This is a genomic window from Bradyrhizobium sp. BTAi1 (assembly GCF_000015165.1).
Classification (GTDB): Bacteria; Pseudomonadota; Alphaproteobacteria; order Rhizobiales; family Xanthobacteraceae; genus Bradyrhizobium; species Bradyrhizobium denitrificans.
On record NC_009485.1, the window covers coordinates 2726473 to 2741045 of the forward strand.

Here is a 14573-nt window from a genome sequence, read left to right on the forward strand (position 1 = left end):
CAAGCGAGAGCAAAGGGGAGGCACGCAGGCATGTCGGAACACGCCATTACTGTCGTGGTCAATGGCGTCCGTCATCAGGGACGCGTGCCATCGCGCAAGTTGCTCGTTCACTATTTGCGGGACGATCTACGTCTCACCAGCGTTCACGTGGGATGTGATAGCACTCAGTGCGGCGCCTGCACGGTCCATGTTGATGGACACGCGGTCAAGTCCTGCACGGTGCTGGCCGTCCAGGCCGACGGCTCGACCCTGGGCACCGTCGAGGGCGTGGCAACCGATGGGGTCCTGCATCCTCTCCAGCAGGCGTTCCAGGACTGCCATGCGCTGCAGTGTGGCTTCTGCACGCCCGGCATGATCATGAGTTCGCTGGACCTGCTCGAACGCTATCCCGATCCGAGCGACGCGCAGGTTCGGGCGTGGCTCAAGGGAAATTTTTGCCGTTGCACCGGATATCAGCACATCATAGAGGCCATTCGTTCAGTTGGACATGGCTCAGGCTCGGTCCCGAACGAGCATGCGGGCACCCGCGAAGGTTCTGCACAGGCACGAGTATGCCATGGCTGCTGACGATGTTCACGCCGTGACCTCTCTGCGCGCGCGGCCCGACGCAGCGATGCCTGCCGGGCCGGACGATGCCGGCCAATTTGGTCGGCCGGCGCGACGTCGCGAGGACCTCCATCATCTGTTGGGCCGGGGCCGGTTCACCGATGACATCGTGGCGAGCGGTGAGGACGCCCTTCATCTGACCATTCTCCGCAGTCCTCACGCGCATGCCAGGATCCGGCGGATCGATGTCGCCCGGGCGAAGGCCATGCCGGGTGTCATCGAGGTGCTCACCGGTGCGGATCTGACTCAAAACGTGGGGCCCCTCAGGGCCAATTGGATCTGGCCGCGAATGCCGTTGCCGGAGCACCGCGCCCTCTCCGAGAAAGTTGCGCGATATGTCGGTGAGGGCGTCGCTCTCGTGGTGGCCACCGACCGATACATTGCCGCCGACGCGCTTGAGGCGATCGATATCGACTACGAAGTTCTTGCTGCAGTCACCGATCCCTACCGCGCCGCCCAGGCGGGTGCCTCTGTCGTTCACCCTGAACTCGATGGAGCATCGATTCGCGGCAACGTCCTGCAACATGTACCTGTTCGCGCAGGAAACTATGCGGCGGCAAGGAGGAAGGCCGACGTCATCGTAACTCAGCGGCTGCGCAACCAGAACCTCGTCCCCGGGGCGATGGAGCCGCGCTCCGTCCACGCGTCCTACGACATGACGACTGATGTTGTGACCATCCATCTGTCGAGCCAGGCGCCACACATCATGAAGCGGATGTTGGCGCAGGTCCTGAACGTCGATGAGCATCGTCTGCGGGTCATCGCTCCAGACGTCGGTGGAGGGTTCGGCGCGAAGTTGCATCTCTATCCCGAAGACGTTCTGGTCACCGCGATGGCATTCCGCCTGAAGCGGGCGGTGAAGTGGACGTCGACACGGACGGAGGATTTTCTCAGCACCAATCATGGTCGTGACCACGTGCAGGAGGTCGAGATCTGCGCCACGAGAGACGGAACGATCACCGGCCTCAAGGCGACGATATGGGGGAACCTCGGTGCATATGTCTCGGGCATGGGGCCCGGGATCCCGGCAGTCAACTGCGGAATGATCCTGACCGGCGTCTATCGGATTCCAAATCTGCACGTCGACACGAATTTGATGCTCACCAACACATCTCGCGTCGACACCTATCGTGGGGCCGGACGTCCCGAAGCGACGTACCTGATCGAGACGATGGTCGACCGGGTGGCTCGACGGCTCGGGCTGGATCCGGTCGAGGTCCGCCGGCGCAACTTCATTCCCCCGTCGGCGTTTCCATACACGATCGCCTCGCACGCCTTCTGCTACGACAGTGGAGACTATCCCAAGAACCTGGATAAGGCGCTGGAGATCGTGGGCTATGCGAGCCAACGCGCAAAGCAGGAGCGGCTTCGGAAGCGCGGCCGATACCTGGGAATCGGACTTGCGACCTACACGGAGTTTACCGGCATCGGTAACGGCAATCTGTTGGCGATGTTCGGCTTCGACTACGGTGGTTGGGAGTACGGTCGTGTTCTGGTTCATCCGACCGGAACGGTCGAAATTCACACCGGCTCTGCGGACCAGGGACAGGGCCATGCCACATCCTATGTGCAGATCGTCTGTGATGTGCTCGAGATTCCCGCAGGACAGTGCAGCGTTGTCGAGGGCGATACGGGCCGGGTCGAATTCGGCCTCGGAACGTTCAATTCGAGGTCCATGGCGGTGGGAGGTGCGGCTCTGCACGAGGCTGCACGACGTCTGCTCGCGAAAGCCAAAAGAATGGCTGCGCATGCTTTGGGTGTGACAGCGGACGACATCGTCTATGCCAAAGGCATTTTCAGCGTGCGCCGCGAAATGTCGCCATTCGCGCAGGGCAGCCGGGTGCTGAGACGAGGCACCCGTGACCTGGTCGGAAAAGTGTACCGCCATCTGCTGGGTGTCCAGCCGGTTCAGGTTGGAGCGGGGCGCGATAAAATCTCCTGGGAGGAGGTGGCTCGGCTCGCGCACTTCCTCACGACATATCCCAACGGGCTGGAGCCTGGCCTGGACGAGCGTGTCTTCCACAGGCCGAAGGACTTCGTGTTTCCGTTCGGCACCTACGCCGCGGTGGTGGAAGTCGATGTGGAAACAGGGGATGTCGATGTTCGCCGTCTCGTCGCCGTCGATGACTGCGGTCGGATCATCAATCCGTTGCTGGCACGCGGACAAGTCCATGGTGGCGCGGCTCAGGGCCTGGGTCAGGCGCTTCTTGAGCAAAGTCTCTACACGGATGACGGTAGGCCGCGAGCAGCGAACTGGATGGGCTATGCGTTTCCTCGCGCCCTGCACATGCCTTATATCGAAGCCGAACACACGGTGACTCCGACGGATCGAAATGCGCTGGGCGTCAAGGGAATTGGCGAATCGGGCAGCATCTGCACGCCTCCGGCCATCGTGAATGCCGTTCTGGACGCGCTCTCTCCGCTCGGGGTCACGCATCTCGACATGCCTCTCCTGCCTGAGCAGGTGCTGAGCGCAATCAGCACGGCCAGGCGTGAACGGTCACGGAGTGTCGACGCCATCGGAAGCGGCGCGGTCGCAACATGATCAGCTGTGAATTCGAGTATTGTAAGCCGGACAGTCTTCCTGCCTTGATGCAGATCTTGACCATGTATCCGGAGGCCACGCTGCTTGCTGGCGGTCACGCGCTGCTGCCTGCGATGAAGTCGCGCGAAATCCGGCCGGAGAGGCTGGTGGATCTTGCAGCGATTCCGGAATTGCGCGGCATCCGCCGCGGTTCCGACGCGATCCAGATCGGGGCCATGGTCACGACAGCCGAGGTCGAGCATTCATCGCTCCTCAAGGAAGCGTTGCCGCTGCTTCCAGATGCAGCGAAGGTCATCAGCGACCCCCTGATCAGGAACCGGGCGACGATCGGAGGATCTCTCGCGCAAGCCGAGCCGTCCGGCGATTGGCCGGCGATTGCACTGGCTGTCGGTGCCATCATTCATCTGACCGGTGTGAACGGAGAACGCGCCGTTCCCATCGACGATTTCTTCCAGATCGAGACGACCCCCGCGGGCAATGGTCTCGCCGTCGGGCGACGCACCGTCGTCGCGAGGTCGGAGGTGATCACCCATGTCTCGATTCCTCTCGTGCAGGGCGAAGTCCGACGCAGCTACCTGAAGCGCATGCATCCAGCGTCCGGCTTCGCTCTGATCGGCGTGGCGGTCGCCTTGCGGCTCGACCAGGACAGACGGTGTGATTGGTGCAGGATTGCGATCACAGGAGCGGCGTCGGCAGCCTTCAGAGCCCTGAAGGCGGAACGATGTCTCGTCGGAACAGCCATCTCAGGCGAGATCATTCGAGAAGCATCGATGCTGGCGGGTGAGGAGAACGTTGAATTCATCGGTGATCCGTTCGGATCGTCGGCATATCGCCGGCAGATGCTGCCCGTCTACCTGCGCCGAGCGCTGAGCACGGCCATCGAGTCGGCCTTAGTCTAACCGTCAAAGGAAGTTGAAGTGACCAGGCAGAGAGTGGATGTGAGCGTAGACGCAGACGGCGTGGCTGAGGTCGTGCTCGCGCGCGACGAAAGGTTGAATGCCCTGGACGACGCCATGTTCGAAGCGCTTGCGGCGGCAATCGGCCGCCTGCAGTCGGATCGCATCGTGCGTGCCGTTGTGCTCCATGGCGAGGGCCGTGGCTTCTGTGCCGGCTTGGACAAGAGCGTGTTTGAGAGAATTCTGGCGCAGGGCACGGGAGCCATGGGCAACCTTCGCGAACGTACACATTGCGATGCGAATTTGTGGCAGCAAGTTGCCTGGGGGTGGCGGAAACTGCCGGTGCCCGTCATCGCCGCGGTTCACGGAATCGCGTTCGGAGGCGGGTTGCAGATCGCGCTTGGCGCGGACATCCGCTACGTCCATTCCGAGGCTCGGCTTTCGGTCGCGGAGGTCAAATGGGGCCTCGTTCCCGACATGTCGGGCTGCATTGCCCTGACGGAGCTCTGCCGCGCAGATGTCGCGCGTGAACTGGTCTTTAGCGGCCGCGTGTTCAGCGGGGAGGAGGCCGGTGAACTCGGGCTTGCCACGCATGTGAGCGATGACCCGCTGAAACATGCGCGAGCGTTCGCGCGGCATGTCAGCACGCTGAGCCCCGACGCCGTTCGCGCAGGCAAGCGCCTCTTGAATGCTGCGGCGCCTGTCGACTCGCGACGGGTTCTGATGCTGGAATCTCTGGAGCAGCAGCAGGTTCTTGGGAGCCCAAATCAGATCGAGGCGATCCGAGCCGGAACGGAGAAGCGCAGCCCCCGGTTCTGTTGAACGGACCGACGCGCTCTTCGCCGCATCTCAATTTGTCGAGACGCGGCGGACAAGGTTGCAACGCGGAAGATTGGCACAAACGAACCCTGCTTGATTGGAAAGTCGAAGTGGAAGCCATGTCCCACGATCGAAAGAGTCCGCTCATCGGCCAGATGATGAGTGATCCGCTGCTGATCTCTGGTATCATCCAACACGCGGACCGTCACTTCGGTGGTAACGAGATCGTCTCGCGAGAGGCGGATGGCTCGCTTCATCGCTACAATTACAGAGATTGTCACCGGCGCGCTCGGCAGATGGCGCATGTGATCAAGCATCTCCAGGTGGAAATGGGCGATCGCGTGGCCACTCTGGCCTGGAATGATTTTCGCCATCTTGAGCTCTACTACGCCGTTTCAGGCTCCGGTGCAGTGGTCCACACGATCAATCCGCGGCTTCACGTCGACCAGATCGCCTACATCGTCAATCATGCCGAGGACAAATGCCTGTTCTTCGATCCGGCATTTCTGCCGCTGGTGGAGGCGGTCGTCGATCGATGCCCGACGGTCAAAGCGTTCATCGCCTTGTCCAGCAGAGAGCGAATGCCGGTCTCGACCGTGATCCCGGACCTGTTGTGCTATGAAGAGCTGATCTCATCCGCCTCCGACGCGTATCGCTGGCCGGTGTTCGACGAGAATGCGGCATCCGGACTCTGCTACACATCCGGCACGACAGGCAATCCCAAGGGCGTACTGTACTCGCATCGTTCCACGGTATTGCACTCTTACGCCTCCGCGATGCGAGATGGATTGGACGTCTCGGCGCGCGAAGTCGTCATGCCCGTGGTGCCGATGTTCCACGTCAACGCATGGGGGCTGCCTTATTCGGCGCTGATGACCGGCGCCAAGCTGGTGTTGCCGGGGGCCGGCCTGGACGGAAAGTCGCTGTACGATCTGTTCGAGAGCGAAGGAGTGACGTTCTCCGCGGGTGTACCGACCATCTGGCTCGGGCTGCTCGGCTATGTCGAGCAGAACAAGCTGCGCTTCTCCACCTTCAAGCGCACCGTCATTGGTGGAGCGGCCTGCCCACCCTCGATGATGAAGGCGTTTCGCCACGAGCATGGTGTCGAGGTCGTCCATGGATGGGGCATGACGGAAATGTCGCCCTTGGGAACCACAGGCACCCTGCAGAATCACCATTTGAACCTTCCCAGCGAGGCCCAAGACGCGATCCTCCAGAAGCAGGGCAATGCCATTTTCGGAGTCGACCTCAAGATCGTCGACGACCATGGGCAGGAACTGCCTTGGGACGGCAAGACCTATGGAAATCTTCTGGTCAAGGGTTCGTGGATCGTCGAGAGCTATTTCAAGAACGAGGGCGGATCGATCCTCGACAATGGCTGGTTTCCGACCGGCGATGTCGCCACCATCACTCACGATGGCTACATGCAGATCACAGATCGCAGCAAGGATGTCATCAAATCCGGCGGCGAGTGGATCGGGACCGTCGAGCTGGAGAACATCGCGATGGATCATCCTGCTGTGCAGCAAGCGGCGTGCATCGGTGTTGCGCATCCCAAGTGGGACGAACGTCCTTTGCTCCTCGTGGTCAAGAGGCCGGGAGCGGCCGTTTCGAAGGACGAGCTGATCGGGTTCTACGCAGGGAAAGTCGCCAAATGGTGGGTGCCGGATGACGTGTGTTTCGTCGAATCGCTCCCGATCGGGGCAACCGGGAAGGTCCTGAAGAACAGACTTCGCGAACAGTTCAAAGATTTTCGGTCGTCCGCAACCTGAGTCGAAGCGACCGTGGCTGGGTCAGCGCCGACTTCGAAATTCGCTGGACTGCCTGTGCGGCTATCGCGCTCGGTGACTACGGTGGCTGGCGCTGCTCGCCGGCACTCCGTGAAACTTTGTCCACGAGAAGATTGCGGAACGCTTCGGCTGCGCCGGACAGCCGCTTGTCTTTGCGGTGAAGTACAAACCAGCGCCGGTAGAGCGGAAATCCCTCGAGCGGAAGGATCACCAGGCGCTTCGTCTCCAGTTCAAGCTCGATCGTCTGGGCCGGCACGATGCCGAGTCCCAGGCCGGCCTGAACCGCCTGTTTGATCGCTTCGTTGGTGCTCAGCTCGCAGCCGGGTCGGTAGGTGACATTGTGCTCGGCGAGGTAGCGCTCCACGGTCGCACGCGTGCCGGATCCGGTCTCGCGCAGCACCAGCGTCTCGTCGGCCAGAGCCGCGAAGCCGATTGGACCTGAGCCGGCGAGCCGATGCCGCGGGGGAGCCACCACCACCAGCGGATTGTCCATGAAATAATGGCTGACCATGTCGGCGCTGTCCGGTGGCTGGCCGGTGATGGCGAGGTCGGTCTGGTTGTCGGTGAGTGCGGCCAACACAGCGTCGCGGTTCACCACGCGCAGGCTGACGCGGACTCCGGGATGGCGCTCGGTGAAGGCCGCGATCACCGGCGGCAGGAAGTAGTTGGCGCTGGACACCACGGCGAGGCGCAGCACGCCGCGCTCGAGACCGCGGAACTGATCCATCGTCGCCTTCAGCTCCGACATCTGCGCCGCGATGCGCTGCGCATGCACCAGCAGCTCGCGACCGGCTTCTGTGAGCTGAAGCTTCTTGCCGATCTGCTCGATCAGCGGCAGTCCGATCTGGTCCTCCAGCTGTTTGCACTGCATCGACACCGCCGGCTGTGTCAGATGCAGTTCGGCGGCAGCGCGCGTGATCGCGCCGTGACGGCCGACGGCTTCGAAGATGCGCAGATGTTGCAGGGTGATGTGCATGACGCGTCTTTGCGGTGCAACGAATGGCAGGACGATAGCACGCGTCGCGCAATCATCAAGAATGCAAATGCCAGCATAAGAACCACTGAATTTTCTTTCGCGGCCATCGATGTTTCTCTGCTCGCAACGAACAGCGACAGGGAGGATGGCATGGCAGAGAAGAGCTATCAGGCCGGGGTCAAGGAATATCGCAAGACCTATTGGACGCCGGATTATGTCCCGCTCGATACTGATCTTCTGGCAGTTTTCAAGATTGTCGCACAGGCCGGCGTGCCGCGCGAGGAAGCTGCTGCCGCCGTCGCAGCCGAGTCGTCGACGGGCACCTGGACCACGGTTTGGACAGATCTGCTGACCGATCTCGACTATTACAAAGGCCGCGCCTATCGCATCGAGCCGGTTCCGGGCGACGACAATGCGTTCTACGCTTTCATCGCTTATCCGATCGACCTGTTCGAGGAAGGCTCGGTCGTGAACGTGCTGACCTCGCTGGTCGGCAACGTTTTCGGTTTCAAGGCGGTGCGCAGCTTGCGCCTGGAGGACATCCGCTTCCCGCTCGCTTATGTGAAGACCTGCGGCGGACCGCCGAACGGCATCCAGCTCGAGCGCGATCGGCTCAACAAATACGGACGCCCGCTGCTCGGCTGCACCATCAAGCCGAAGCTCGGCCTGTCTGCGAAGAATTACGGCCGAGCCGTCTATGAATGTCTGCGCGGTGGCCTCGATTTCACCAAGGACGACGAGAACATCAACAGCCAGCCGTTCATGCGCTGGCAGCATCGCTTCGAGTTTGTGATGGAAGCCGTGCATAAGGCGACGTCGGAGACCGGCGAGCGCAAGGGGCATTATCTCAACGTCACCGCGCCGACTCCGGAGGAGATGTACAAGCGCGCCGAATTCGCCAAATCGCTCGGCGCGCCGATCATCATGCACGACTTCCTCACCGCCGGTTTCACCGCCAATACGGGCCTGGCGAACTGGTGCCGTGAGAACGGCATGCTGCTGCACATCCACCGCGCGATGCACGCCGTGCTCGACCGCAATCCGATGCACGGCATCCATTTCCGCGTCCTGACCAAGTGCCTGCGCCTGTCGGGCGGCGATCACCTGCATTCGGGCACGGTGGTCGGCAAGCTCGAGGGTGACCGCGAGGCGACGATCGGCTGGGTCGACCTGATGCGCGAGCCGTTCGTGCCGGAGAACCGCGCGCGCGGCATCTTCTTCGATCAGGATTGGGGCGCGATGCCCGGCGTGATGCCGGTGGCATCCGGCGGCATCCATGTCTGGCACATGCCGGCGTTGACCGCGATCTTTGGCGACGATGCGTGCTTTCAGTTCGGCGGCGGCACGCTCGGTCATCCTTGGGGCAATGCCGCCGGCGCGCACGCCAATCGCGTGGCGCTGGAAGCCTGCGTCGAGGCACGCAACCAGGGCCGTCCGGTCGAGCGCGAGGGCCGCGAGATCCTCACCGAGGCAGCGCAGCACTCGCCCGAGCTGAAGATCGCGATGGAGACCTGGAAAGAGATCAAGTTCGAGTTCGACGTCGTCGACAAGCTCGACACCGGTCCGATGCTGCGCGTGGTCAACGCCTGACCCGGCAAGCCCCACCTTTGTTCATCGCTGTCTCGATCACGCGTCATTGAAAACGCCAGGGAAGCCCCATGTCCGAAGCCGTCGCCTACAAGTCCGCGGAACGCCGCGGCGAGACCTTCTCCTACCTGCCGCCGATGACCCAGGACCGGCTGCGCAAGAACATCGCCTATCTGATCTCGCAGAACTGGAATCCGGCGATCGAGCACACCGAGCCGGAGAAATCGATGTCGAGCTTCTGGTATCTCTGGAAGCTGCCGATGTTCGGCGAGCGCTCGATCGAGCGCATCCTTGGCGAGCTCGAGGCTTGCCATCGCGCCAATCCCGGCCAGCATGTGCGGTTGATCGGTTACGATAACTACGCGCAGTCGCAGGGCACCGCTTTCATCGTCTACCGCGCCAGCGGACGCTAGAGGTCGCGCATGCCCGCTCCATCCTCATCATCCGGCCGCGCCGCGTCGATGGCGCGCCGCGCGGCCCTCGCCGCCGGCAAGGGCGCCCTGCCGCCCGCCAACCAGCGGGTGCGCGACGGCTTCCGCAGTGCCTCGTTGCCCGAGCTGGGCACTGGTGAAGCCGCACTGCCTGCATCTGTCGCGACAGCGCCGGCAATCGCGACTGCGCCGGCCGCGATCACCAGTACGAGCTTGTCGGGACGATCCCTGGCGATGCAGCGCCGCCGTCTGCTGGCCGGTGGCAAGCAGGCGCTGAAAGCCGGCACCGCGATTTTGACGTCGGCCAGCCAGATCGAGGTCGCGCCGCCGTCACCACCGCGTCCGGGGCGCGAGCGGCCGCCCAGCTACGTGCCGAAGGTGACCGAATCCGACACCCAGGGCGGTCAGCGTGTCACCGGCCGCAGTGTCGGCTATGGCGGTCAGATCACCGGCGATCTGCGCGGCGGCCGGCAGCCGGTGTCGGGGACGGCGTATTTCGCTCCGAATTCCGGCGCAGCCTGCGCCGGCGCTGCGGCCAAGGTCGGGCTGTCGCGCACCGCCGGCGGACTCGTTGTCTCCGGCACGCTGACGCGCAGCGCCGTGGCGATCACCGGCGACGAGCCTGGACACGGCGTGACGATCACCGGCGAGGTCGAGCAGACGCCCGACGACGATCTGACGCGCCGCCCGGCGCCGATGGCCGCTCGCGGCTCGCGTCAACGCGTGCGGCCGCCGCGCATCGAAATGACCGAACTGGGTCAACCCATCACCGGCAGCTCGCCTGGCTGCTCGCCGCGCATCACCGGCGACGATGCCGTTGCAGGTGGCCGACAGGTCACCGGCGTGCAGCATCTCAACCGTTCGGGCGTCGCACCCGCAGCCGCCGCGCGATCCAAGGTGGCCGTGGCGCAGAGCTGGGGTGGACAGCGCATCACCGGCTCGGATGTCGAGCATCATTCGCGCGTGACCGGTGACGCGCCGGCCGCCGCCGCGTTGCTGACCGGCAGCCAGTATCAGGGGCCGGCGACGGCGGCGCAGTGGGCGGAGCCCGAGGCTGCCGCGCGCTGGCAGCGCCGCACATCAGCGGCTGCCGTGACTGGCGACACGCCTCGGCCGGACCAAGGCGTCACCGGCACGGCGCGCGGGTCCATGCGTGACATCACCGGCACGCCGTATTACCGCGCCGACAGCCCCGGCACGGCGGCGGACGCTGCGATCTCGGTCGACACCATCGGCCAGCGCTTCTCGATCCGCTCGCCCCAACGTGCCGCGCAACTGCGCGCGGCCGGAACGGCCACGGCAGCGGCAAGCGAGCGCGTCACCGGCGCGTTCGCGGCCGGCGGCAGCAAGGTGACCGGCAATCTCGAATTCGCCGGCCGGCCGCGGCTGCGGCAGGCGGGCGACATGGCCGGACATGGCCGCCTCACGGGTGAAGGCATCAGCCACGGCCATGTCACCGGTGACGCATGGAGCGACCAGTCGCGCGTGACCGGAACCGAAGGTGCCTTCGCCGCCGCACGCAATCCGAGCGAGCGCGGCCCGCGCGCCAAGCCGTTTGCCGGCGCAGGGAAGTTCAAGCAGCAGGCGACGCATGAGGAAGCCAAGCAGCTCGTGACCGGGATGTTCGGCTATTTCTCCAAGACCGGCGCCCGCGTCACGCTATCCGGGGGAGCGCAAAGTTGAGAGGGGCAGCACTCCATGCGGCGCGCCGCGCCGCCGCGACCGGACCACGCCATCGCCCGCCGCCGCGCGGCTGGGACGCATGGTCGGCACGCGCCAGTGAGCCAGTGGCGGGACGCCATCCGCTCGCCGACCGCACCGTCAGCCAGGCGCTGCATCGCCGGGCCGACGAGATCGAAGCCGCCTTCGGCGCGATCGCACCGACGCTGCAGGAGCTGGCGCCGCGCCAATTCGCGCCGGAATTTGCCGCGCACGCTGCGGCGACGCTACATGCGCGGTTGCAGCTGGACATTCCGGCCGCCGCGCTGGTGGCGAGCTGGACCGCGCCGCTCGACCTGCGCGCGCTGCATGCGCATTGCGTGCTCGGCACCTTCTGCCGCCTGATCGAGCGCGCCTTCGATCGCGGGCTGTCGCACCTCGTCGACGGCGAGCCGGCAGATGCGTTAATCCGCCGCTGGGGCTTCCACGCGATCGACATCACGCCCTGTGCCGACGGCCGGCTGAGCGGTGTGACCGACTACATCCTGCGGGTGCCGCCGAGCATCGTCGCCTTCCGCGAATCCTATGCCGGCGCGATGTTCGACGTCGCGCAGTCCGTGCGGCACTGGGAAAGCGTCGAGCTGCAGCGCTGGCGCACTGGCACGCCGAACGCCGCCGAGGCGCCGACGCGCTTCCTCAAGATCGGCGTCTATCATTTCAGCAGCATCGCGCCGCGGCACGAAGGCTGCGCCGCGCATGGCAGCGACGATGTGCGCGCCGCCGGCGCGCTATTGGAGCGGCTGAACCAGTTCGATCAAGCCATGCGCACGCTGCACGGCGCGCGCTGCGCGGTGGCGACGCTGCTGATCGGCGTCGACACCGACACCGACGCGATCCGCGTGCATGTGCCCGACGCGACCGGGCGGATGGACATCCTGCGCCACGCCGACAGCGCGATCCTGTACGACGCCACCGCGCACCTGCCGCGCGAGCATGCCAAGGACGCGATCCGCGATGCGGTGGCGGCCTGCGCCGGCGTGCCGGCTGACGATGCCGAGACCGAGGGCATGCGCTGGTTCTGCGGCTATCTCCTGAAGAACAATATCGGCCAGGTCGAGGCGGTGCGCGACTGGCACCGCGGCCGCTACGCCGATGCCGGCCATACCGAGCGTCTGATCGTGGTCGGCGATCCCGTCGACGACGTGCAGCTGCGCAACCTCGCATTCCAGGCGCAGATGCGCACCGTGGAGGAGGGCGCCGCCGATCTCGACGTCGGCATTCGCATCCTGCACGCGCATCACGCGCCGCATCGCCTGCCGGTGCCGATTCTGGCGCATATCCGCTTCGACCCGCGCATTCCGGGCGCTGCGGTCACGGCTGAGCAGCAGGCCCGGCGGCTGGCGGCCGCGATCCTGGCGCGGCATGCGGCGCTCGCCGCGCGCGGCGAGCTCGGTGTTGCGGCGGTCGTGCGTGCCGCCGATGGCAGCGCGCTCACCCCGATCGATCTGACGGCGTCGCATGGCGACGCTTCACCGGAGGTCCACCCATGAAGATCTGCCAAGTGGAAGGCACGCTGGTCGCCACTGCGCGCATTCCGGGATTGCTGAACCGGCGGCTGCTCGTGGTCAAGGAGCGCGGCAGCAGCGCCAAGCAGGTCGCCGTCGACCCGGTCGGCTGCAAGCCCGGTGACTGGGTGATTGCCGTCGGCAGCTCGGCCGCGCGCGACGCCGCCGGCAGCAAGGATTTTCCGAGCGACCTGACCATCGTCGGCATCATCGACTATTGGGACGATCCGGCCGGGCGGGCGGCACAGAAGGTGGTCGCCAATGCAGATTAGCCGCGTCGTGCGCGACCTCGTTACCACCAAGCGGGTGTTCTGGCTCGCGTCGAAATCGCTGCGCGTCGTCGAGGACCCCGCTGGCAATCTGGACGTGGTGGTGGATCCGATCGGCACCAAGCCGGGCGATTACGTCATCACCATCGGCTACTCCGCGGCGCGCGCGGCCGCGGGCAACCCGAACATCACGACCGATCTCACCATCGGCGGGATCATCGATGATTGGAGCGAAGAGCGCTGGCGCGCCTGACCAGCGCGCGGACGATCGACTGAACCATCAACAGCACAGCAAGCGGAGGAGAGCACTGATGGCGACCGAGAAGATGGGAATTGCCTTGGGCATGATCGAAACGCGCGGCCTGGTGCCGGCGATCGAGGCGGCGGATGCGATGACGAAGGCGTCCGAGGTGCGGCTGATCGGCCGTCAGTTCGTCGGCGGCGGCTATGTCACGGTGATGGTGCGCGGCGAGACCGGTGCGGTCAACGCCGCAGTGCGGGCCGGCGCCGATGCCTGCGAGCGCGTCGGCGATGGCCTGGCTGCGGCGCATATCATCGCCCGCCCGCATATCGAGGTCGAGCACGTGCTGCCGAAGCCCGGCATGACCCGCCTCGAGGACCAGAGCCTGGCGCGCATTCCCGCGGCGGAATAGCGCCGACAGCGTCGCGCGCTTCACCGCCGCCACGGTGCGCGGCGGCCGCGTGCCGATGACGACGCGACGAATTGAATTCCCCTCACAACAAGATCGGACAGGAGAGAGAAATGGCAAGCGAGCGGTTCGGAATAGCGCTGGGCATGATCGAGACACGCGGACTGGTGCCGGCGATCGAGGCGGCGGATGCGATGACGAAGGCCTCCGAGGTGCGGCTGATCGGCCGTCAGTTCGTCGGCGGCGGCTATGTCACGGTGATGGTGCGCGGCGAGACCGGGGCGGTCAATGCCGCGGTGCGGGCCGGTGCCGATGCCTGCGAGCGCGTCGGCGATGGCTTGGCCGCGGCGCATATCATCGCTCGTCCGCACAGCGAGGTCGAGCACATCCTGCCGCTTTATCCGCAAGGCGAGCTGCTGAGCGACGAAGTCGCCGCGCAATGACGCCGACAGCCGCTTGTTGATCACGGAGGCGAGAAATGCAGCCCACCATCGAACTGCCCGAGGCGTGGAAGGCCGTGAGCCAACCGCCATCCTTGTTCTGCCGCTATGAGTTCAAATCCTACGCACAGACCCGCGAGTTCCTCGATGGCCTGGCGGTGCTGTCCGAGGAGACGCGTCTGTTCCCCGATCTCGGCTTCGCCCGCACCTTCGTCAACATCACCCTGCGCGGCCGCGACGGCGCGGCGCCGGGGGGGGCCGAGATCGACTATGCGCGGCGCGCGGCGGTGCTCGCCGCGGCCTGGACCGGGCCATGATCGGCCTGTCGTCCCATCACGCC

At 65.0% G+C, this 14573-nt stretch carries 15 protein-coding genes; 14 read left to right on the forward strand and 1 reads right to left on the reverse strand.

Annotated features, from left to right (window positions below):
- Positions 1-30: 30 nt before the first annotated feature.
- From BBTA_RS38830 to BBTA_RS12280, 5 genes are all read left to right on the forward strand, one after another.
- Complete coding sequence (locus tag BBTA_RS38830) at positions 31-567, forward strand: (2Fe-2S)-binding protein (protein ID WP_012042805.1); 537 nt, start codon at positions 31-33, stop codon at positions 565-567.
- On the forward strand, positions 557-3151 hold the full coding sequence (locus BBTA_RS12265) for a xanthine dehydrogenase family protein molybdopterin-binding subunit (protein ID WP_049795348.1): 2595 nt from the start codon (positions 557-559) through the stop codon (positions 3149-3151). The genes BBTA_RS38830 and BBTA_RS12265 overlap by 11 nt, the downstream gene beginning before the upstream one ends.
- Entirely contained in the window at positions 3148-4050 is a 903-nt protein-coding gene (locus tag BBTA_RS12270) for a xanthine dehydrogenase family protein subunit M (protein ID WP_012042807.1), read from the forward strand. Before BBTA_RS12265 ends, BBTA_RS12270 begins: the two co-directional genes overlap by 4 nt.
- 18 nt (positions 4051-4068) lie before the next feature.
- A complete protein-coding gene (locus BBTA_RS12275; RefSeq protein WP_012042808.1) occupies positions 4069-4869 on the forward strand; it encodes a crotonase/enoyl-CoA hydratase family protein in 801 nt (266 codons plus the stop codon).
- A gap of 116 nt (positions 4870-4985) precedes the next feature.
- Positions 4986-6638, forward strand: a complete 1653-nt coding sequence (locus BBTA_RS12280; protein WP_041750591.1) for a 3-(methylthio)propionyl-CoA ligase — start codon at positions 4986-4988, stop codon at positions 6636-6638.
- A gap of 76 nt (positions 6639-6714) precedes the next feature.
- On the opposite strand, the gene BBTA_RS12285 is transcribed toward BBTA_RS12280, so the two are convergent.
- Entirely contained in the window at positions 6715-7632 is a 918-nt protein-coding gene (locus BBTA_RS12285; protein ID WP_012042811.1) for a LysR family transcriptional regulator, read from the reverse strand.
- 150 nt (positions 7633-7782) lie between these two features.
- Between BBTA_RS12285 and BBTA_RS12290 the strand changes: the two genes are divergently transcribed.
- The 9 genes from BBTA_RS12290 (at position 7783) to BBTA_RS12330 (ending at position 14550) form a co-directional block, all read left to right on the forward strand.
- On the forward strand, positions 7783-9222 hold the full coding sequence (locus BBTA_RS12290) for a form I ribulose bisphosphate carboxylase large subunit (RefSeq protein WP_012042812.1): 1440 nt from the start codon (positions 7783-7785) through the stop codon (positions 9220-9222).
- Positions 9223-9290: 68 nt separating this feature from the next.
- Positions 9291-9632: a ribulose bisphosphate carboxylase small subunit gene (locus BBTA_RS12295; RefSeq protein WP_012042813.1), complete on the forward strand. Its 342-nt coding sequence runs from the start codon at positions 9291-9293 to the stop codon at positions 9630-9632.
- 9 nt (positions 9633-9641) lie between these two features.
- A complete protein-coding gene (locus tag BBTA_RS12300) occupies positions 9642-11333 on the forward strand; it encodes a CsoS2 family carboxysome shell protein (protein WP_244424412.1) in 1692 nt (563 codons plus the stop codon).
- Positions 11330-12859, forward strand: a complete 1530-nt coding sequence (locus BBTA_RS12305; protein ID WP_012042815.1) for a carboxysome shell carbonic anhydrase — start codon at positions 11330-11332, stop codon at positions 12857-12859. The genes BBTA_RS12300 and BBTA_RS12305 overlap by 4 nt, the downstream gene beginning before the upstream one ends.
- On the forward strand, positions 12856-13146 hold the full coding sequence (locus BBTA_RS12310) for a carboxysome peptide A (RefSeq protein WP_008961424.1): 291 nt from the start codon (positions 12856-12858) through the stop codon (positions 13144-13146). The genes BBTA_RS12305 and BBTA_RS12310 overlap by 4 nt, the downstream gene beginning before the upstream one ends.
- Positions 13136-13396 carry a carboxysome peptide B gene (locus BBTA_RS12315; RefSeq protein ID WP_008961423.1) on the forward strand — a complete coding sequence of 87 codons (261 nt, stop codon included), beginning with the start codon at positions 13136-13138 and terminating at the stop codon, positions 13394-13396. The genes BBTA_RS12310 and BBTA_RS12315 overlap by 11 nt, the downstream gene beginning before the upstream one ends.
- A 58-nt stretch (positions 13397-13454) precedes the next feature.
- Positions 13455-13796 carry a BMC domain-containing protein gene (locus tag BBTA_RS12320; protein ID WP_012042816.1) on the forward strand — a complete coding sequence of 114 codons (342 nt, stop codon included), beginning with the start codon at positions 13455-13457 and terminating at the stop codon, positions 13794-13796.
- A 110-nt stretch (positions 13797-13906) separates the two neighbouring features.
- Positions 13907-14236, forward strand: coding sequence for a BMC domain-containing protein (locus BBTA_RS12325; RefSeq protein ID WP_049795349.1), 330 nt, complete (start codon positions 13907-13909; stop codon positions 14234-14236).
- Between the two features lie 35 nt (positions 14237-14271).
- On the forward strand, positions 14272-14550 hold the full coding sequence (locus BBTA_RS12330; protein ID WP_041750592.1) for a 4a-hydroxytetrahydrobiopterin dehydratase: 279 nt from the start codon (positions 14272-14274) through the stop codon (positions 14548-14550).
- Positions 14551-14573: the final 23 nt, after the last annotated feature.